We start from the raw sequence: 20,153 nt of genomic DNA, 5'->3' as shown, positions 1-20,153 counted from the left end.
TCTCTAATAATTATTTGCAAAATTACCAAAAAGCTCCATTCCAAATTTATGGCTCTTCTCGGGGTGGAATTGAACACCAATTATATTGTTTCTTTCAAACCCAGCAGTGAAGTTATTGCCATAGTTACATCTGAGTAACTCATCTTCAGCATTGTTAACTGAAACAAAATAAGAATGAACAAAGTAGAAACGTCTCTCACTATTATTTTTTTGGATGAGTAGCTTACTCTCCTTAACAATATCTGCTTTACTCCATCCCATATGCGGAATTTTCACTTCTGCCGATGCCGGCTGAAATTTTCTTGTATATGCGTCAATCCAACCAAGTCCGTCAAACTTTCCCTCTTCACTTCCTTTAGTCATTAATTGCATTCCCAAACAAATACCCATTATGGGTATGCGTTCAACCATAACTTTTTTTTCCAGAGGCGCTAACCAGCCATGATCTTGAAGGTGTTTAATCCCTGTATCAAAAGCGCCCACGCCTGGAAGTATTAATTTAGTGGCTTGGTCAAGCTCTTCTGGTCGATGTATAATTTGTGATTGATATCCAATTTTTTTGAACATGTTGACAATCGAGCCCAAATTTCCTAAACCGTAATCAATGATCGATATCATACTGATAAATGCTTCTTTCTAAACTGTGGGAACTTTGATGCCTTTATATATCCAAGATATTCGTACTTATTTTTATAAGAGACGCATTCTTCCTTATTTAATTCCTTAATGACCCTTGCTGGGTTTCCCCCTAAAACACAATAACCTGAAGGAAAAGACTTAGTAACCACAGCGCCTGCTGCTACAACAGTAAAGTCTCCCAACTCGGTGCCGGGGAGCACAATACTATTCATGCCTAACCAACAATACTTACCTATTACTACATCCTTAACAACGTGTTTTCTGTTATCATTAAGTTCATGATTTGCGCTAATTATACCAACGTTTGGCGCTATTTGTGTATAGTCGCCAATAAAAACTTTACCAATAGCTTGGATATAGCAACCGGGTGAATAGCCTGGACAAACATCAATTCCAGCATATACATTTCTCCAGTTATTAACTACACTTGAAAAGTGGATAGGCCAATAAGCTCCTCTGTTAAATCCTATGATCTTTTGCCAAAAGAGGAATTTTAAGGTAACTGGATTTTGGGTACCTCTTGTGAAGTAAAGAATGTTTAGCAGCGGTAAAAACCGTATAATTTGCCAAACGTAATGTTTAAATATATTTTCATGCCTTTCCATTTGCGAACTGATAAGATTTGAAAATGTAAAAAATATAAACCAAAGAGTAGTTCAAAACAAATAGTATTAAAGTTTTCTCAATGGTGAATGCACTCTTGAATGAAAGGGTCAAAATCAAACAAGAGCTCAGAAAAACATAAACATGTAATAAAAAGTCCAATCGCTGCTTATTAGCAACATAAAACATAAAGCTAAGTGGTGATGCTACAAATTTAAAGATATACATCACCGAAATAATTCTTGCATAATGCCCTGCAACCTCCCATTCATTGCCAAACACCACTTTAAATATTAGAGGTGACGCAATGATGAATATACTCATAATGGGTAGGCTTATAACAAGAAGTCTTTTAAATGTTTTTATATAAATGCTCCTGCAATTCCCATCACGGTTATAATCCTCCATGGCCTTCTGTCTAAAAACCTCATAAACTGCATTCGTAAAAAATATGAATGGCTTGTCTAAAACACGTATACAAAGAGAATAGTATCCAACAACAGCTTGAGTGAAGAATTTTGAAAAGAGGAAAATTGGCAGTTGATATGAACCCATGCTTAATAAATCTGCTGGCAAAGAGAATTGAGGGAATTTCTTATAATCTTTAGCAAGTCTAATCATATCCGCCTTGGAGGTCGCAATGAAATCTCCTCTGTTTGTTCTGTAAAATGATCTCCCAAATAAAATTGTGGCAAAAAGTTGCCCCAGAAATTCACTAAAAATTAACCCAATCGTTGCCAACTTACTAATACCAAAAGCAATGCTGAAGACTGAAGAAAGGCTTGATTTAGTAACTCGATTATAACTTAAAACGGAGTATTGCTTGACACGATTAAACCAAGTATTAATGATGTTGTAAATAGCTAGCGAGAATACTGAAAACGGGACAAAAAATAGCAGATCAATAATTTTTGGATTATTATAAAATCTGGCTATTTGTTCTCGGAGAAAAATTGTGAGCAGCAAAATAGTTAGACTAGCGCTTACAGATAGAAGAAAAGCAAGCTTAATAATACCCACTGCATCACGATCTTGCTTGGGCATGATTATAGCTTTTTCGTAATTACCTGTAGCGACTAATGTCAAGATAGAAACAGTGCTGAGGTATAACGCTAACAAACCAAAATCATCAGGAGTATATAACCTTGTAAGTATAGGGGTGATAGCCAGAGGTATTATTTGAGATAATGCGGTGCCCGTCATTAAGGTAAAAATACTCTTATAGAATTCCGACTTATCCAACCGTGCTCTGTACTTTTCTAACACTTTACAAAAGATTAAATAAACTCTAGTTTAACCAACATTACTTTTTAGAGGATGCACAGCTAGCTTTTTAGTTGCGAAGGGATGATAATCACCTATTAATCCCAAAGGTTCGGCTATTCTTATATCGTGAACAATCTGAATAGCTGTTCTCACATCATCCAGCCCAAAACCTTGGCCTTGTAGAATAGCTTCATAGCTGCGAGTATGTAAGTCTGTGAATCCGTCACTGAATTCAATTTCTTCACCCTCCATTTTTAGGGATCTGAACGTACGCTTACCCTGAGCCTTAATTTCATCAGGTATTGTATCATAGTTTATACTTAAAAACCACCTAACTCGGGCTTTGTCAAACTCAAGAAAACCTGCAGCACGGTCGTGCGTATGCACATGTACCTTATTAGATCTTAGTTTACCAAAAACCCACTGCAACATGTCATAAAAATGCACTCCAATATTTGTAGCTATACCTCCTGATTTAGAAACATCACCTTTCCAGCTTGTATAATACCAGTTACCTCGGGAGGTGATGTAGGTTAAATCAACATCGTAAACCTTACCGGTTTTATCGTTTTCTATTCTTTTTTTGAGTTGCTGAATGGCCGGGTGAAGTCTTAATTGAAGGATATTATTAACCTTCCTTCCAGTTTCGTTTTCAATTTCAGCAAGAGCATTAATATTCCATGGATTGAGTACTAAAGGTTTTTCGCAAATGGAATCTGCTTGATGTCTTAATGCAAATCGTATATGTGAGTCATGCAAATAGTTTGGGGTACATATGCTGACATAGTCAATTTTCACCTCTTGCCTCTTCAGCTTATCAATGTGTCTGTCGAATCTTTCAAATTCAGTAAAAAAATCAACATTCGGAAAATAAGAATCTAAAACTCCCACCTGGTCAAACTGATCAAGTGCTGCTATTAAGGTGTTGCCTGTATCCTTAATTGCCTTTAAATGACGTGGCGCAATAAATCCTGCTGCCCCAATAAGTGCGAAATTCTTCATATGTTCTTTTCTAAAATGTCAACAATTTTCTCAGCTGATTTCCCAATTCCATAAAGGTTATTTTTCTTGGAGTCAAATTCCCGATCCCAAAGTTGGGTTACTAATGTTTGTATCGTTGATATAGGATTAGCTAAAAAATTGAACCCATGTTCAACTAACTCTACCCATTCTGTTTCCTCTCTAACTGTTATACAGAATTTATTATTAAAAAAAGCTTCCTTTTGTACACCCCCCGAGTCTGTTATTATGAGTTTGCAATGCTTTTGAAGCAAAATCATATCAAAATAACCTATTGGATCAATTATCTTAAATTGGTCTGTGGAATAATCTCTATCTAATAATGATTTTGTACGAGGGTGCAAGGGGAGTATAACTAGTTTCTCTTTGGCGAGTATTTCAAGTTGTGAAAAAATAGCTCTAAGCTTCTCTTGACTATTCGTGTTTTCTGCCCTGTGTATTGTCGCTAAAATGAATGGTTCACTATTTATTCCAATTCTTTTCAAAACGTCTGATTGCTGCTGAGCCATCTTCTGATAAAAAAGTACTGCATCGTACATAACATCACCGACTTGCAAAATACTTTCTTGAGTTATGCCTTCTTTTGAAAGGTTATTAACCGCTGTAGTTGTTGGAGCAAATAACCATGTTGACATATGGTCAGTTAAAACCCGATTGATCTCTTCTGGCATACGCCTGTTGAATGATCGCAGCCCGGCTTCAACGTGCGCTATTGGAATATGAAGCTTGGCAGCAGCAAGAGCTCCTGCCAGTGTTGAATTTGTATCCCCATACACAAGCACAGCATTTGGTTTCTCATCCAATAGTACTTTTTCTATTCCTTCCAGCATCTTCCCAGTCATATCACCATGGTGCTTGCTGTTAATGCTTAAAGCATAATTTGGTTTAGGAATTGCCATTTGTTCAAAGAAAATATCACTCATATTCCAATCGTAATGCTGACCGGTGTGAATGATAACCTCCTTCAGGTCTCTTTCATGAAAAACTCTGGAAAGCGTTGCTGCTTTAATAAACTGAGGCCTGGCGCCAAGAATAGTAACAATTTTTTTCATTGGGTTTACTAAGACTTAACTACTCGGTTATTAATAATTGTATACTTTTCCTTACTCTCATCGCAAATAGCCTCACCTTTCTCATCAAATTTTAAACGGTGCCCGAACTCACTCATCCAACCAATTTGTTTGGCTGGATTACCCACCACCAGAGCATAATCCGGAACATGTTTAGTTACCACTGCTCCAGCGCCAATAAATGCAAATTTACCAATGTCGTGGCCGCACACAATAGTTGCATTAGCACCAATGGATGCTCCTTTCTTCACTGTGGTTTTTGCATATTGTCCTCTTCTATTGACTGCACTACGTGGATTAGTTACATTGGTAAATACCATTGAGGGTCCTAAGAAAACATCATCCTCGCAAATTACCCCTGTGTAAATAGACACATTGTTTTGCACTTTTACATTGTTGCCCAATACAACCTCGGGAGAGATTACCACATTTTGACCAATGTTACAATTTTCTCCGATCTTGCAGTTTGGCATGATGTGAGAAAAGTGCCATACTTTTGTTCCCTTTCCAATATCACAGCCCTCGTCAATAATGGCTGAAGGATGCGCAGTATATTCTTTTGTTTCCATCAATTATTAAAAAAATCTTTAATACAAGATACAATATAAGCCTGATGTTCTTCGATCATTTCCGTGTGAATTGGCAATGAGATCACCTCTCTTGAAAGCGATTCCGTTAAAGGAAAAGACCCTTCACCAAAACCCTCACGTACATAAGCCTTCTGTAAGTGCAAAGGCACTGGATAGTAAATCATAGTAGGTATACCTTTGTCTTCCAAATACCTTTTTAATGCATCACGTTTGTTTCCTCTAACTTTTAATGTGTATTGATGAAAGACATGTGATGAATTATTGCTCCTTACGGGTGTGATGATGCCGTTTATTGAAGCTAATGCATTATCATAATAAGCAGCAACTTTATTTCTTGCTGCCTCATATTGATCAAGGTACTTTAATTTAACATTCAAAATAGCTGCCTGGAGTGTATCCAAACGACTATTTACACCTATTACATCATGGTGATATTTTATACGCTGACCATGATTGGCCATCATTTTTATTTTTTCGGCAAGGTCCTTATCCCTTGTAAACAGCGCTCCTCCATCACCATAGCAACCCAGGTTTTTTGAGGGAAAAAAGGAGGTAGTGCCTATGGTTCCCATAGTGCCTGCCCGCATCTTCTTACCATTATTGAATGTGTAGACGGCTCCAAGTGCCTGGGCTGTATCTTCTATGACGTATAGGTTATGTTTATCAGCAATCGCCAGCAAGGGCTCCATATCGGCACATTGCCCATACAAGTGAACTGGAACTATTGCTTTAGTTTTTGAAGTGATTTTCGACTCAATTTGCTTTACATCAATGTTAAATGTATCCGCATTTACCTCCGTAAAAACTGGTATTAAGCCCAGCAATGCAATAACTTCTGCTGTGGCAACATAGGTGTGCACTGGAAGAATGATTTCATCTCCTGGCTTACAATCAAGCGCCATCATAGCAATTTGTAAAGCATCCGTTCCGTTTGCACAGGGTATAACAAACTCTACGTCATTATACTTGCCTAAGGCATCTGCAAATTGTTGTACCTGAGGGCCCTGAATAAAAGCTGTTGTATTCAGCACTTCCTGCATGGCGGCATCAACTTCAACTTTAATTTTTTGATACTGCTTTTGCAGATCCACCATTACAATTTTATCCATATCTATTTATGTCGATTAGCTAAATACCACTCAACTGTTTTTAAGATTCCTGTTTCAAAATTCTCAACTGCGCTCCATCCTAACTCATTTTCTATTTTGTCGGCATCGATAGCGTATCGCTTATCATGTCCTGCTCTATCTATTACGTAAGTTATTTGTTCGCGATAAGAGCCACCACCATTCTTTGGTTTAAGCTTGTCTAAAAGCCCACAAATTGTATCAACGATCTGATTGTTTGTTCGTTCATTTCTGCCACCAATATTATAAGTTTCACCTGCTTTACCGTCTTCAAAAACCAAATCTATACCTTTAGCATGATCTGTTACGTAAAGCCAATCTCTTACATTTTTACCATCTCCATAAATGGGTATTGGTTGCCCGGTAAGTGCCTTTCTGATAATTGTGGGAATCAATTTCTCATCATGCTGCTTAGGTCCATAGTTATTGGAGCAATTAGTAGTAACTACATTTAATCCATACGTTTGAAAATAACTACGCACCAGCATATCGCTAGATGCTTTTGACGCTGAATACGGACTGTTGGGCGCGTAAGAGGTTGTTTCTGTGAAGAAACCTGTTTCGCCCAATGAGCCGTATACTTCATCTGTTGAAACATGAAGAAAACGATTTCCTTCACAACCTGTTTTAAACTTAAAGGGAGCCTCCATCCAGTGTTTACGTGCCACATCTAATAATGTGAAGGTTCCAAAAACATTTGTACGAATGAAAGCCTCAGGCCCTGAAATAGAATTATCAACATGCGACTCTGCCGCAAAGTGTATTACCCCTTCAATGCTTTGCTCATTAAAAATTTTTTCAACAAGCACTCTGTCACAAATGTCTCCCTTTACAAAGGAGTAACGAGGATCATTTTCTACTTCTTTAAGATTTTCTAAATCCCCTGCATAGGTTAACAAATCAAGATTTATAATTCGGTAATCATTATGCTTTTGCATAATGTACGGAATAAAATTAGATCCGATAAAGCCTGCGCCTCCTGTTATCAACAATGTCTTCATATTATGCTACAAAGCGTTCGTTGGCAATTTTTATCAGATATTGACCGTATTGGTTCTTGGAAAGTGGTTTTGCCAATTCAAGAAGCTGATCTTTATTAATATACTTTTTTCTAAAGGCTATTTCTTCAAGACAAGCTATTTTTAGACCCTGTCTTTCTTCAATGGATTCGACAAAATTTGAAGCCTGCAATAAAGATTGATGGGTGCCTGTATCTAACCAGGCCATACCTCTACCAAGTAACTTCACTGAAAGAATTTTTTGTTCAAGATATAATCTGTTAAGATCGGTTATTTCTAATTCCCCCCTACTGGAAGGTTTCAGTGACTTGGCCTTTTCTACTACTGAGTTATCATAAAAATATAAGCCAGTTACTGCGTAGTTAGATTTCGGTTGTTTAGGTTTCTCTTCAATAGATAATACACTGCCATCCTCACTAAACTCAGCTACACCATAACGTTCCGGATCATTAACATAATAACCAAACACTATGGCCCCATTGTTTAACTTGCTTGCCTCTTCCAGAATGGAAGAAAATTTATCTCCATAAAAAATGTTGTCGCCAAGAATCAGGCAGCAGGAATCTTTACCTATAAATTCTTCTCCTAACAAAAAAGCCTGTGCCAAACCATCGGGAGAAGGTTGAATTTTATACTGAATATTTAGGCCAATGAATTTTCCATCACCTAATAGGTTCTCAAACAAACCGATATCTGTAGGGGTTGATATGATTAGAATATCGCGTATGTCAGCCAGCATTAATACTGACAGCGGATAATAGATCATAGGTTTATCATAGATTGGTAAAATCTGCTTTGAAACCGTTTTAGTAAGCGGATAAAGCCTTGTCCCCGATCCTCCCGCAAGAATTATTCCTTTCATTGTTTGACTGATCTAATATTTTTTTCCCATTGCCAGGCATGTTGAAGCGCTTCCTTGATGGAGTAGCGGGGTTTCCATTGTAACCCTTCAAAAGATTTTGACGGATCAGCATATACTTTTTCAACATCTCCGGGCCTTCGTGGCCCAAATACATAATTAAGTTTCAGGTTATTAACTTCCTCAAATTGATTGATAAGTTCCATGACGGAGCAACCTACACCAGTACCAATATTAAAAATATGAAGCCCCTGTTCGTTATCAATAAACTTAAGTGCTTTGATATGCGCTTCGGCAAGATCTGTAACATGTATATAATCTCGAACGCACGTTCCATCTACTGTGTTATAGTCATTACCAAAAACCGTTAGGTGATCACGTAAACCAGCTGCAGTTTGAGTAATGTAAGGCACAAGATTATTGGGCGCTCCAAGAGGCAGCTCCCCTATTAAACCTGAAGGATGTGCACCAATTGGATTAAAATATCGGAGGGAAACTGCATCAATACCAATAGGCTGCACATCTTCCAAAATACGTTCGCACATTTGCTTAGTTGCTCCATATGGTGAGTTCGCCCTTTTCATGGATGTTTTCTCTGTAACTGGCACCACATCTGGCTCACCATACACTGTGCAGGATGAAGAAAATATGAGCTTAGTTACTTTATATTTTTGCATGCACTTTAACAGAGTAACCAAGGACAGTACATTGTTTTCGTAATACTCAAGTGGTTTTTCAACAGACTCTCCCACAGCTTTATAAGCAGCAAAGTGTATTACGGCATCAATTTGATTATCCTTAAAAATTTCCTCTAGTTGACTATAGTTTGTGCAATCGATTTTATAAAAAGGAATATTAATACCTGATATTTTTCGCAATCCTTCTAAAAGTCTCTGGTCACTTCTTGAAAGATTATCAATAATAATCACATCAAAGCCTGCCTCGATTAATTGTATTACAGCATGAGAACCAATGTATCCAGCTCCCCCTGTTACGGCTATATTTTTCTTTTTCCCCATTATAAACGCCCTGAAACATTTTTGTCCTTCCAAATACCCTTTACGTCAAATAATACTGTGTTTGCATGTTTGATATTTGAAAGATTTAAAGAGATGAATTCGTTATGCGATACTGCTAAAACTATTGCATGGTATTTTTTGGTCAACTTATTCACAAGTGTTAAGCCATATTCGTGCTTTACCTCTTCAGCATCTGCCTGAGGGTCATATATTTCTACGTTGGTACCGAAGCTTTTCAATTCATGTATAACATCAACGACTTTACTATTACGTATATCGGGACAATTCTCCTTAAAGGTGATACCCAATACCAATATATCTGCACCGTGAATAGGCAATTGGTTTTGTGCCATAAGTTTAATAACTCGAGAAGCAATATGCGCTCCCATGTTATCATTTATTCTTCTTCCAGCAAGTATTACTTCAGGGTGGTAACCAAGACTTTCTGCTTTGTATGTCAAATAGTAAGGATCTACACCAATGCAATGCCCACCTACTAAACCCGGCCTGAATGGAAGAAAATTCCATTTAGTACCTGCCGCTTCTAAAACCTCCGTGGTGTCTATGCCTACACGCTCAAAAATCATCGATAATTCATTTACGAAAGCAATATTAATGTCGCGTTGAGAATTTTCTATCACTTTTGCAGCTTCAGCCACTTTTATAGACGATGCTTTATATGTTCCCGCCACAATAATCTTATTGTAAAGAGCGTCAACCTCATCAGCTATTTGGGGTGTACTTCCACTGGTTACTTTTTTAATAGTGGTTACCCTATGCAGCTTGTCTCCTGGGTTAATACGCTCTGGTGAATAGCCGCAAAAGAAATCAACATTAAATTTTAAACCACTTACTTTTTCGAGTACAGGCACACAAACTTCCTCTGTGCAACCCGGATAAACAGTGGATTCGTAAATTACGATATCACCTTTTTTAAGGGCAGCACCAACTGTTTTGCTCGCACCTACAAGTGGAGACAAGTCAGGCTTTTTATATTCGTCAACCGGTGTTGGCACAGTAACAATAAAATATTGCACTGTTTTAAGATCTTCAGCATCAAAAGAAAAACTGAGTTTCGTTGAGGCTTTCAAATCTTCTGATTCAACTTCAAGAGTTCTGTCATGACCTTTTTTGAGTTCATCAATTCTTTGTTTGTTAATATCGAAACCTAGTGTATCAGTCATCTTACCAAACTCTACTGCGAGAGGCAGACCGACATAACCAAGGCCAATAATTCCAATTTTCTTTGTCATTCTTCTATTTCGATTTATAATAAGCTAAATACCAATCAATGAAATTACCAATACCCTCTTTTATGGGAGTATTCGGTTTAAAACCTACTGCATCTGTTAAAGCCTGAACATCTGCATATGTTTCAGGCACATCGCCTTCTTGAAGCGGAAGTAAATTTTTTATTGCTTTTATTCCCAGTTTTTCCTCAATCGCTGCCACAAAATCCATTAACTCTACAGGCTGATTATTACCAATGTTATAAATTCTATATGGCGCAAAGCTTGATGAAGGATTTGGTGTAAAGCCATTCCAACTTGAATCGGGTTCTGGAACAGTCGGAATAAGTCTAGTTATGCCCTCTACAATATCGTCTACGTAAGTAAAATCTCTTTTCATCTTACCGTAATTGTAGATATCGATGGGTTTACCTTCTATTATAGCCTTGGTAAAAATAAAAAGTGCCATATCAGGTCTTCCGTAAGTGCCATAAACTGTAAAAAAACGAAGTCCGGTAGTTGGAAGATTGTAAAGTGCAGAATAAGTGTGTGCCATTAGCTCATTCGACTTTTTAGACGCAGCATATAGCGAGATAGGATGATCGACATTGTTATTAACAGAGAAGGGCATTTTCTTATTGGCTCCATATACAGAGCTCGAGGAAGCGTAAACCAAATGTTTGATTTTGTTATGCCTGCAAGCTTCCAGTATATTCAGAAAGCCATGAAGATTACTTTCCAGATAAGCATGGGGATTAGTCAGGGAATAACGAACACCGGCCTGCGCTGCCAAATTCACCACGAAATCAAAACCTTGATTTACAAATAGGTTATTTAATTTATCTCGGTCAGTTAAATCTCCTTCCACAAATTGAAAATCAGCAATTGTTCGTAAAATTGCCAGTCTGCTTCTTTTAAGGTTTACGTCATAATAGTCGTTAAGATTATCATACCCTGTAACCGCATAACCAAGAGAAGACAACTTTTGAGTTAAATGAAAGCCAATAAAACCTGCTGCACCTGTTATTAATACCTTGTTTTGAGCTTTCATAAATAAAAATTGTGCAAAATTATCAAAAAAAGCTGATTTTAAGCTGGTTTTCTTGTATTAGATTTGTGGCAAAATTGAACTTATGGAAGATCGTAAAGTAAAAAACACTGGTTCTGATGAAATTGATCTGTCACAATTGTTTCGCTGGATAGGTAAGGGTTTCAGTAACTTCGGACATGGCATTCTTTACGCATTAGCTTCTCTTCGAGCACTTTTCTTCGAAAACAAAGTTTTCTTTGGAATTGTAATTATATCAGGCCTTAGTTTGGGAATTATCTTTTCTGAGTTTTTACAGAAAAAACACTATGCTTCCTCAATGATTATTAGCTGTGACTACCTGAACAGTCGGATACTGACAAACAGCATGGATAAGCTCAATTTGCTTTCTTTAGAAAAAGAAAGGGAGGGTCTTGCTAACGAGCTAAAAATTGACATTGCTACTGCAAAAAATATCTCAAAATTTGAATCAAAGGCTTTTGTATCAGAGAAAGACTTAATTGAGATTGAAGTATTAAAAGAACAACTAAATAATGTTGCTGAAGAGAAAAAAGACCTTATAAATAAAATCATTACTAAGATTGAAATTGAAAATAAAAATGCTTTCCTAATTGAAGTTAAAGTGCTTGACCCTGGAATCATTAAAGATCTTGAGCAAGCACTTGTTAATTACATTAAAGACAATTCTTTTATTCAAAATAGGATTGCTGCGAATGAGCGAACCCTTCTTGAGCGCAAAGCTAAACTCCAAAGAGAATCCAGAAAGCTTGACAGTTTAAAGGCAGTATTATTTGACAATTATGCTTCCATGGCTAAAGAGAACAATCGCCCAGGTTCTAATAATGTCATTCTTAGCGATAAATACTTAACAGATCCATTGGATGTTTTTGATCAAGATCTAGAAATTCACAGCCAAATTCAAAATATAGATTATCAGTTATCTGTTAAACCCGATTTTGAGGTTGTGGATGGCCTGACATCTTTTAAAGAACCCGATAGCGCGAGTTTTCCAAAGATTCTTGTTATAGCCTTTTTTGCTTCATGGGTATTAGGATATCTTATACTGGGCTTGTTTAAGTTCGACCGCTACCTATCTGCATTATCCAAAAAAGCTGAAATACAATCATGATTGTAGCCCTCCTAAAAAAGGAAATTACACTCGAACTAAGAAAGAAGTCCGTTATCGCTGGTATCGGACTTTATCTTTTTAGTCTGACTTTTATATGCTACATCACTTTTGCGCTGCGGCAAAATAGTATTAATGCAGCCACATGGTCCGCACTTTTCTGGTTAGTAATTTTATTTAGCGTGGTTAATAGCCTTGCAAAAAGTTTTATTGGCGAAAAAAAAGGCCTCGCTATTTACTATTACAGTCTTGCCTCTCCTCAAGCCATCATTCTATCAAAAATCATCTACAATACTTTGCTTGCGCTTCTCCTCTCATTGGCTGGCTTGCTATTGTTTACTTTGCTTATTGGTAATCCCATTCAGGATCTACGACTTTTCATTGTAACCCTAATTTTTACAAGCATTGGCTTTTCCAGTTCGCTAAGCCTGATCTCAGGCATTGCTTCTAAAGCAAATAACAGCAACATCTTAATGGCTGTACTTAGCTTTCCAGTTTTGATCTCGATTTTACTGATGGCTATTCGAATTACAAAAAATGCACTTGATGGAATCGACCTTGCTGCCAGTTATGACGAATTACTAAACCTGCTTGCAATAAATTGTATCGCCACCGCACTCGCCTATTTACTCTTCCCGTATATTTGGAGGAGCTGATTTGAATATTCGGTAATTTGAAAATTTGATAATGAAACAGAATTGGTGGAAATATATCGGAGTACTCTTGCTTATTTATGTGCATCTGGGTGGCCTGATGTTAGAAGCGCCTCGTTTAAACATTCTTAACGAAACCGTTAGGGCACTTTACTTCCATGTACCCATGTGGTTTGGTATGGTGCTTTTATATATGATTTCGGTTTTTTATGCCATTAAGTTTTTGCGTAATCCCTTATCAGATGCCGATGTAAAGTCGGTTGAATATGCACATGTCGGCACTGCTTTCGGTATTCTGGGCATTCTAACGGGTATGCTATGGGCAAACTACACCTGGGGTTCTCCCTGGCATGGTGACCCTAAACAAAATGGTGCTGCTATCGCATTACTTGTCTATTTGGCTTATTTTGTTTTGAGAGGATCTATTGAAAATGATGAGCAAAAGGCTCGTTTAAGTGCCGTCTATAACATCTTTGCTTTTGCCGCCATGATTCCTCTTATTTTCATCATTCCACGCCTTACCGACTCTATGCATCCTGGCAATGGTGGTAATCCTGGCTTTAACGCATATGATTTGGATAGCCGCATGAGACTTATTTTCTACCCGGCTGTTGCGGCCTGGTTTTTAATAGGGTTATGGATTGTTTCACTTCGCGTCCGGTACAGAATTTTACAAAATCATCTAACTGAATAATTTGTCGAATACCCACATAAAGCAGATAATAAATCATCTTAATGGCTGTGGAGCCCTAAAACTTACAACATGAAAAGATTTCTAACACTTACTATCCTATCATTGTGTAGCCTTGTAGGTTATACTCAGGCTGCAGAAGTTGAAATGGCAGACACTATGCGTGCTAACGGCAAAATTTACGTTGTCGTGGGCATTATTCTCATTGTGCTTCTCGGCTTCATTGCGTATTTATTTATGCTGGATCGCAAACTGAACCGACTCGAGAAAGAATACAAAAAATAAGCTGGTTTTCCGCTTGTTAAAACTTGTTAAGACGAGCTTTGTTTAGTGATAAAAATCACATCGTCCTTCAGTCTTTTACTGTAATTTTGCGATTGATTTTGTAAACATGAAACGGCTTCTAAAACTGACCGTTTTTAGTAGCTAAACAGTTTCAATAACTAGTCTAATCGCTTATGAAAAAATCTCATATATTTTTAATCCTTGTTATTGCGGTAGCCATTGCACTTGTTATTAGTACTGGTAATGACGCCAGCACTTATGTTACCTTTAAAGATGCCCACCAGATGGCCTCTAATGGCAATTCTTCCCAAATACATGTTGTGGGCGAGTTAAAGAAGGACAATCTTGGCAATGTTGTAGGCATTTACGAAGGTGCTGACAAAGTCTCTTTCACTTTTATCATGATTGACGATCAGCAAAAAGAACAAATTGTACAGTACAACCAACCCATGCCTGCCGACTTTACCAAGTCTGAAAAAGTAGTAGTGATCGGTAGCTACCAAGGCGACAATTTTATTGCTGAAAAAATTCTTTTAAAGTGTCCTTCCAAATATCAGGAGGATACAATTAACGCTTAAAAGTAAACCCTCTTTGTAGGAGATTCAATATTCATAGCGGTGATGCGCTTTAACTCGTAAAAAGAAACATGCATTATTTCATTGGCAACCTTGGGCATTTCTTAGTTATACTTTCTTTCATTTCCTCTCTAGCCGCCTTCTTCGCTTATTTTAAAGCGACAGGCAAAGAAGACATTGAAGAAAAAGCATCTTGGTTGCTGAATGGCAAGATCAGTTTCTATGTTCACGCCTTAGCCGTACTAGGCATATCCATTACCTTATTCACCATTATCGCCAATCATTACTTCGAATACCACTACGCGTTTAGCCACTCCGATAAAAAATTACCAACTCATTATTTAATTTCTACTTTTTGGAATGGTCAGGAGGGAAGCTTTTTATTATGGATGTTCTGGCAGGCTATTTTGGGTGTTATACTAATTAATACCAATAAGTTTTGGCAAGCACCTGTCATGACGATCTTCGCATTAGTGCAGGCATTTCTTGCCTCTATGATTCTGGGTGTTGTTTTACCCATCATCGATTTTAAAATTGGTAGCTCACCTTTTATTTTATTGCGCGAGTCTATGGCTGATGCGCCCATCTTTAAAATGCAGCCAGAGTTTATTCCTGAAGATGGTAATGGCCTTAACCCTCTCCTTCAAAATTATTGGATGGTTATACACCCACCTGTCTTGTTTCTGGGCTTTGCTTCTACGCTCATACCATTCTCTTTTTGCATGGCCGGTTTGTGGTTAAAAAAATACCGCGATTGGGTAAGGCCTGCCTTACCATGGGCATTATTCTCTGGTGCAGTGTTAGGCCTTGGTATTTTAATGGGTGGTTACTGGGCTTATGAAACACTCAACTTCGGTGGTTATTGGAACTGGGACCCTGTAGAAAATGCCGTGTACGTTCCATGGTTGTTTTTAGTGGCTTCTATTCATACTATGATCACCTACAAAAACAGCGAGACGGCTTTAAAGGCTTCTATCATTTTAGTGATTACCACTTTTATTCTCATTCTCTACTCAACCTTCCTTACACGAAGTGGTGTGTTGGGCGATGCTTCTGTGCACTCCTTCACCGATTTAGGTTTGTCTGGTCAGTTGCTTGTTTATCTTTTAGTCTTTCTGTTCGGAGCTATTGTTTTAGCTACTATTCGCTGGAAAGAAATTCCAAGCAGTGATAAAGAAGCCTCTACGTACTCACGCGAGTTCTGGATTTTTATGGGCGCTACAACGCTTTGCCTTATGGGTTTTCAAGTATTGTTACCAACTTCAATTCCAGTTTGGAATAAGTTCGTAACAATTTTTGGAGCCAGCTCTAACATGGCACCTCCTGCTGACCAGATGGCTTACTACTCAAAATTTCAAATTTGGTTCGCTATTGTAATTGGTTTTCTCTCTGCAGTGGGTCAGTTTTTCTGGTGGAAAAAAATTGATAAGTCAGAACTTAAAAAAGAATTACAAGTACCTGTACTTATTGCTTTACTGATATCAGTAATCATCATAACCATTGGTCAGGTAACAAAGCCTGCTTATCTCTTACTCATTATTGCTGCTGTACTAACCATTGTTGGCAATAGTAAAATTCTGCTGTCTATTCTCAAAAAAAATCCTGCCTTATCCGGTGGTGCCATTGCTCATATTGGTATGGGTATGATGCTACTCGGTATCTTATTCTCGTCTGGCTACTCAACAGTAGTATCGCTTAATAACACAGGTTTGCTTTACTCGCGTGATGCCGGTGAAGAATTTAACCGCGACAATCTGCTTTTATTTTTACACGAGCCCCGTACTATGGCTGGTTATGATATTGAATATATCAGTCAGAAACTGGAATTGAGAAATGGTGATGGCTACATTGATAAATACGATGTACAGCTTACACCTGATGAAGACAAAGTAATTGCACTGAAAGACGGTGACGGCTACAAGGCTAAGGACACTTTACAGGTTTTCGGTGAGAATACTTACTTTGAAATTGAATTCAGAAAAGACGGTAATGTTTACAAACTCTATCCGAGAGCACAGATCAATCCGGATATGGGAGGAATACTCTCTTCGCCTGACATACATAGAACACTTAAGTCTGACTTCTACACGTACACTTCTTCTATTATGAAACCTGATGAAGAAAAGGAGTGGAGTGAGATGCAGGAATTGAAAACAGCCCTTGATAAAGATTTCTTTGCCAACGATTATGTAAGTACAGTCACCAATGTTGTTAAAGTAGATGAAGTGCCCGGAACAATCTTATCACAAGATGATGTAGCGGTAAAAGCAACCATTAAAGTAAAAGGCGCCAGAGAAGAATATACAGCAGAACCTTACTTCCTCATCCGCGATAAAATGGTGGGACGCATCAGTGCTGAAATTCCACAACTGGGTGTATTGTTTACTTTAGTCAATATCCATCCAGAAACAAATGAGTTTACTATTGGAACCAATACCCGTCAAAAAGATTGGGTAGTCATCAAATCTTTAGAGAAACCACTTATTAATGTGCTTTGGATAGGAACACTTGTGCTAATGGCAGGTTTCACCATCGCCATGCTACGCAGGTACCGCGAGTTCCAACTCATGAAAGAAAAAGGCCAAGAGTAACATCTTTTTTCGAAATAGCTTACCTTGACGTGTAAAAGAAAAATACGTGAGGGAATTTCAGTGCATTATTTATGGATCGTATGGCTACACGGGCGAGCTAATTACGGAGGAGTGCAAACGCAAGGGTTTGACAGTTTTACTGGCTGGAAGAAATGCTCAAAAATTACGGGCTCAATCTGAAAAACATAATTATCCATTTCAGGTAGTTGAAAGCCATGATCATACTGGACTAGTCGCTCTACTGAAAAGAGTGAGTCTGGTTATCCACTGTGCTGGCCCCTTTCGACACACCGCACTAGCCATGCTTAAAGCTTGTGCGGAAGCGCAAACACATTACACAGACATCAGCGGAGAGTATGAAATTTTTGAAAAGCTAGCCTCCTTATCTGATGAAGCACAACAAGCCAATATCCTTGTTATGCCTGGCACTGGTTTTGATGTTGTACCTTCTGATTGCCTGGCCCTTCATTTAAAAAATGCTTTACCAGATGCCACACATTTACAACTTGCTTTTACCATGGGTAAAGGCGGATTATCGCGCGGCACCAGTAAAACCATGATTGAAGGCATGGGGCATGGTAGTTGCATTCGTGAAAACGGTAAATTAAAAAGCATTGATTTAGGTGAAAGAACTATGGAAATCAATTTCGGTGCTTTTACCAGGCCAACACTTTGTATTCCCTGGGGCGATATCGCAACGGCTTGGATAAGTACTAAAATTCCCAACATTGAAGTTTATAGCGGTGTTTCTAAAAGTGCCATTCGCAGTGCTCAATGGAGTAAATACCTGAACTGGTTGTTACGTAATGCTTGGTTAAAAAAGTATTTACAGAAACAAGTTGATAAAAAGCCAGCCGGCCCAAGTGAAAAAAGAAGAAATGAAGGGCGCAGTTATCTATGGGGTAAAGTGTGGAATGAGAAAGGTGAATCTAGAGTAAGTAGGTTAGAGACCATTAATGGTTATAGCCTTACAGCCAAGACCGCTGTACTTATTGCACAACGATTACTGCAAGGAAATACCCGTGCTGGTTACTTTACCCCAGCACAATACTTTGGCGCAGACTTCATTCTTGAAATAGATACTACAACACGTACTGATGAAAAATAATATGAAAAATTTGCTGACATTTAATCTCGTGCTGCTTTTAGCTATTTCACTTCATGCGCAACAGCGAGTGTTTCCCATTGTAAAAAATTATGGTGGTATATTCGAAATACCAAATGCAGTAGAGAAACCAGATTCTTCGCTAAACTACAATATTGTTGTAGAGGTTTTCTCCGGCTCAGAGAAACCCGCTGAATTAAATTATGCACTTAACAATGTAGCCCGCCTCATCAATTTACATGCTATTGGGGGTGTGTCTAAGAAAAAAATAAAAGTAGTAGTAGCTATTCACGGTGAAGCAGCTTACACCCTTATGCAAAACGATCAGTATAAAGTGAAATACAAAACTGATAATCCTAACCTAGCACTTTACAAAGCATTGGATGAAGCCGGTGTGCAGCTCTTTGTTTGTGGTCAGTCACTTATTGCGAGGCAAATTGATAGTACGAAGTTGATACCGGAAATAAAAATTGCCACATCAATGCTTACGGTGGTTAGTACCCATCAACTCAAGGGCTACGCTTTTTTTAAGTTTTAGTTTTTTTATTTGAAAAAGTCTGATCAATTAAATCAGCTTCAAACAGCAAAGCTCTTATTTGTTGCTCATCAATGTCACTTAATTTTTTAAAATACATCGAGTAAACCTGCTTCCTATTTTCCTTTAAAAGCACTCCATCTTTATTAGCAATTAAATAACCTTGGCAAAAACCCAAACTAACACCCTTATTGGCATGCTTCCCCGGCTTAGTCTGAATGCCCCAAGTTAAAGAGGGTGACCAAATGAAACAGATCATTTTATGTCGTGCATAAAATGGCGCTCCATAGGAGAGTTTCTCTTCCGCCTTGGGCAAAGTATCTAAAACAAGTGATCGTAATTTTTTTACAATCACTTGTTCGTCTTTAGGAAGACCTAAGACTATTTCATCAACTGTGGTATACTTTGCCATTTTTTATCCATAATTAAGGATAAATTTAAGATGGATTATGACAAGCTTATGGCAGCAGGTATTGTCAAACTTATTTTTTAATCATTCAATGCCAGTTCGCCTTTGTCAGCAAAATCTTTAACAATATCAATGCTAATACGATCATTCAGACCCTTAGCATAATGCACTTTCTTTACCACAAGTCCTTTATCTATTAAGAATTCAGCTGGGATTGTGTTAATAGATTCCCCATCAGCCATAAGGTGAATAGGTACCCCCGCCATACTTGCTTTAAAAGCAGTTTGTACAAAAGAGGTAAGGTGACTTTTAGTGGCAATAGATGCAGAAGGCTCCAAACCATAGGCCGCGTACATAAGTTTTTGAGGATCGGAGATCAATGGAATAGGAGAAACCTCTTTGTGGAAAATACTCCTCAATAAAACTTCCTTTTTTGATTCAAAAAAGAAAATCATTTCCATGCCTTTACTCTTTAACTCCTCATGAATTTTAGTGAGCGCATGTACGCGCAAATTGCAAAAAGGGCATCCAGCATGGCGAAAGAAGCCAATAAAAAGTCTTTTATCCTTATAGTTGTTCAAATCAATCTCTCTGTCGTAGATGTCCATCAACTTAAAATGGGGTGCACCTGCGTTTGTTTCAAGTTTCATAATTGTGTTTAGTTATGCTATATACGTAATACTAGTGAAGGGCG

22 protein-coding genes are annotated in these 20,153 nt (G+C 37.9%); 8 read left to right on the top strand and 14 right to left on the bottom strand.

All coding sequences use genetic code 11. The features are described from left to right. Positions 1–3 precede the first annotated feature (3 nt). The 12 genes from hisH to SanaruYs_RS13490 are packed head-to-tail and all read right to left on the bottom strand — an operon-like array spanning position 4 to position 11,492. The gene (gene hisH / locus SanaruYs_RS13545; RefSeq protein WP_127123121.1) at positions 4–618 is read right to left on the bottom strand and encodes an imidazole glycerol phosphate synthase subunit HisH; all 615 of its coding nucleotides are present in this window, start codon (positions 616–618) and stop codon (positions 4–6) included. Then, entirely contained in the window at positions 615–1,244 is a 630-nt protein-coding gene (locus SanaruYs_RS20460) for an acyltransferase (RefSeq protein WP_127123120.1), read from the bottom strand. The genes hisH and SanaruYs_RS20460 overlap by 4 nt, the downstream gene beginning before the upstream one ends. Continuing rightward, positions 1,231–2,508 carry a lipopolysaccharide biosynthesis protein gene (locus SanaruYs_RS13535; protein WP_127123119.1) on the bottom strand — a complete coding sequence of 426 codons (1,278 nt, stop codon included), beginning with the start codon at positions 2,506–2,508 and terminating at the stop codon, positions 1,231–1,233. Before SanaruYs_RS13535 ends, SanaruYs_RS20460 begins: the two co-directional genes overlap by 14 nt. Positions 2,509–2,535: 27 nt before the next feature. Further along, positions 2,536–3,510, bottom strand: a complete 975-nt coding sequence (locus tag SanaruYs_RS13530; protein WP_127123118.1) for a Gfo/Idh/MocA family protein — start codon at positions 3,508–3,510, stop codon at positions 2,536–2,538. Beyond that, complete coding sequence (wecB, locus tag SanaruYs_RS13525; RefSeq protein ID WP_127123117.1) at positions 3,507–4,580, bottom strand: non-hydrolyzing UDP-N-acetylglucosamine 2-epimerase; 1,074 nt, start codon at positions 4,578–4,580, stop codon at positions 3,507–3,509. Before wecB ends, SanaruYs_RS13530 begins: the two co-directional genes overlap by 4 nt. 8 nt (positions 4,581–4,588) lie before the next feature. Further along, positions 4,589–5,167, bottom strand: a complete 579-nt coding sequence (locus SanaruYs_RS13520) for an acyltransferase (RefSeq protein ID WP_127123116.1) — start codon at positions 5,165–5,167, stop codon at positions 4,589–4,591. Continuing rightward, the gene (locus SanaruYs_RS13515; protein WP_127123115.1) at positions 5,167–6,297 is read right to left on the bottom strand and encodes a DegT/DnrJ/EryC1/StrS family aminotransferase; all 1,131 of its coding nucleotides are present in this window, start codon (positions 6,295–6,297) and stop codon (positions 5,167–5,169) included. The genes SanaruYs_RS13520 and SanaruYs_RS13515 overlap by 1 nt, the downstream gene beginning before the upstream one ends. Positions 6,298–6,299: 2 nt before the next feature. Next, positions 6,300–7,316: a dTDP-glucose 4,6-dehydratase gene (rfbB, locus tag SanaruYs_RS13510; protein ID WP_127123114.1), complete on the bottom strand. Its 1,017-nt coding sequence runs from the start codon at positions 7,314–7,316 to the stop codon at positions 6,300–6,302. 1 nt (position 7,317) lies between these two features. After that, positions 7,318–8,196, bottom strand: a complete 879-nt coding sequence (gene rfbA / locus SanaruYs_RS13505; RefSeq protein ID WP_127123113.1) for a glucose-1-phosphate thymidylyltransferase RfbA — start codon at positions 8,194–8,196, stop codon at positions 7,318–7,320. Further along, on the bottom strand, positions 8,193–9,212 hold the full coding sequence (gene galE / locus SanaruYs_RS13500; RefSeq protein ID WP_127123112.1) for a UDP-glucose 4-epimerase GalE: 1,020 nt from the start codon (positions 9,210–9,212) through the stop codon (positions 8,193–8,195). Before galE ends, rfbA begins: the two co-directional genes overlap by 4 nt. Further along, the gene (locus SanaruYs_RS13495; RefSeq protein WP_127123111.1) at positions 9,212–10,465 is read right to left on the bottom strand and encodes a nucleotide sugar dehydrogenase; all 1,254 of its coding nucleotides are present in this window, start codon (positions 10,463–10,465) and stop codon (positions 9,212–9,214) included. Before SanaruYs_RS13495 ends, galE begins: the two co-directional genes overlap by 1 nt. Before the next feature lie 4 nt (positions 10,466–10,469). Next, complete coding sequence (locus SanaruYs_RS13490; RefSeq protein ID WP_127123110.1) at positions 10,470–11,492, bottom strand: NAD-dependent epimerase; 1,023 nt, start codon at positions 11,490–11,492, stop codon at positions 10,470–10,472. Between the two features lie 364 nt (positions 11,493–11,856). On the opposite strand from SanaruYs_RS13490, the gene SanaruYs_RS13485 reads away from it, so the two are divergent. The 8 genes from SanaruYs_RS13485 to SanaruYs_RS13450 all read left to right on the top strand — a co-directional run bounded on the left by SanaruYs_RS13485 (position 11,857) and on the right by SanaruYs_RS13450 (position 19,053). Continuing rightward, complete coding sequence (locus SanaruYs_RS13485; protein WP_127123109.1) at positions 11,857–12,618, top strand: hypothetical protein; 762 nt, start codon at positions 11,857–11,859, stop codon at positions 12,616–12,618. Next, positions 12,615–13,271, top strand: coding sequence for a heme exporter protein CcmB (locus tag SanaruYs_RS13480; RefSeq protein WP_127123108.1), 657 nt, complete (start codon positions 12,615–12,617; stop codon positions 13,269–13,271). The genes SanaruYs_RS13485 and SanaruYs_RS13480 overlap by 4 nt, the downstream gene beginning before the upstream one ends. A 31-nt stretch (positions 13,272–13,302) precedes the next feature. Beyond that, positions 13,303–13,962: a cytochrome c biogenesis protein CcsA gene (gene ccsA / locus SanaruYs_RS13475; RefSeq protein WP_127123107.1), complete on the top strand. Its 660-nt coding sequence runs from the start codon at positions 13,303–13,305 to the stop codon at positions 13,960–13,962. A gap of 69 nt (positions 13,963–14,031) precedes the next feature. After that, complete coding sequence (locus SanaruYs_RS13470; RefSeq protein ID WP_127123106.1) at positions 14,032–14,244, top strand: CcmD family protein; 213 nt, start codon at positions 14,032–14,034, stop codon at positions 14,242–14,244. A 173-nt stretch (positions 14,245–14,417) separates the two neighbouring features. After that, positions 14,418–14,822 (top strand): cytochrome c maturation protein CcmE domain-containing protein, encoded by a 405-nt coding sequence (locus tag SanaruYs_RS13465; protein ID WP_127123105.1) that lies wholly within the window; start codon positions 14,418–14,420, stop codon positions 14,820–14,822. A 68-nt stretch (positions 14,823–14,890) separates the two neighbouring features. Next, positions 14,891–17,410, top strand: coding sequence for a cytochrome c biogenesis protein CcsA (ccsA, locus tag SanaruYs_RS13460; RefSeq protein WP_127123104.1), 2,520 nt, complete (start codon positions 14,891–14,893; stop codon positions 17,408–17,410). 46 nt (positions 17,411–17,456) lie between these two features. Next, the gene (locus tag SanaruYs_RS13455) at positions 17,457–18,518 is read left to right on the top strand and encodes a saccharopine dehydrogenase family protein (RefSeq protein ID WP_127123103.1); all 1,062 of its coding nucleotides are present in this window, start codon (positions 17,457–17,459) and stop codon (positions 18,516–18,518) included. Between the two features lies 1 nt (position 18,519). Continuing rightward, on the top strand, positions 18,520–19,053 hold the full coding sequence (locus SanaruYs_RS13450; RefSeq protein ID WP_127123102.1) for a DsrE family protein: 534 nt from the start codon (positions 18,520–18,522) through the stop codon (positions 19,051–19,053). Here SanaruYs_RS13450 and SanaruYs_RS13445 read toward each other — a convergent pair. Further along, complete coding sequence (locus SanaruYs_RS13445; RefSeq protein WP_127123101.1) at positions 19,043–19,462, bottom strand: DUF1801 domain-containing protein; 420 nt, start codon at positions 19,460–19,462, stop codon at positions 19,043–19,045. The genes SanaruYs_RS13450 and SanaruYs_RS13445 overlap by 11 nt on opposite strands. A 77-nt stretch (positions 19,463–19,539) precedes the next feature. Beyond that, positions 19,540–20,109, bottom strand: a complete 570-nt coding sequence (locus SanaruYs_RS13440; protein ID WP_127123100.1) for a redoxin domain-containing protein — start codon at positions 20,107–20,109, stop codon at positions 19,540–19,542. Positions 20,110–20,153 lie beyond the last annotated feature (44 nt).

This window comes from Chryseotalea sanaruensis, assembly GCF_003990915.1.
Taxonomy (GTDB): Bacteria; Bacteroidota; Bacteroidia; order Cytophagales; family Cyclobacteriaceae; genus Chryseotalea; species Chryseotalea sanaruensis.
Note: the sequence above shows the minus strand (reverse complement) of the source record. Positions and strands in the feature narration are given on the sequence as shown.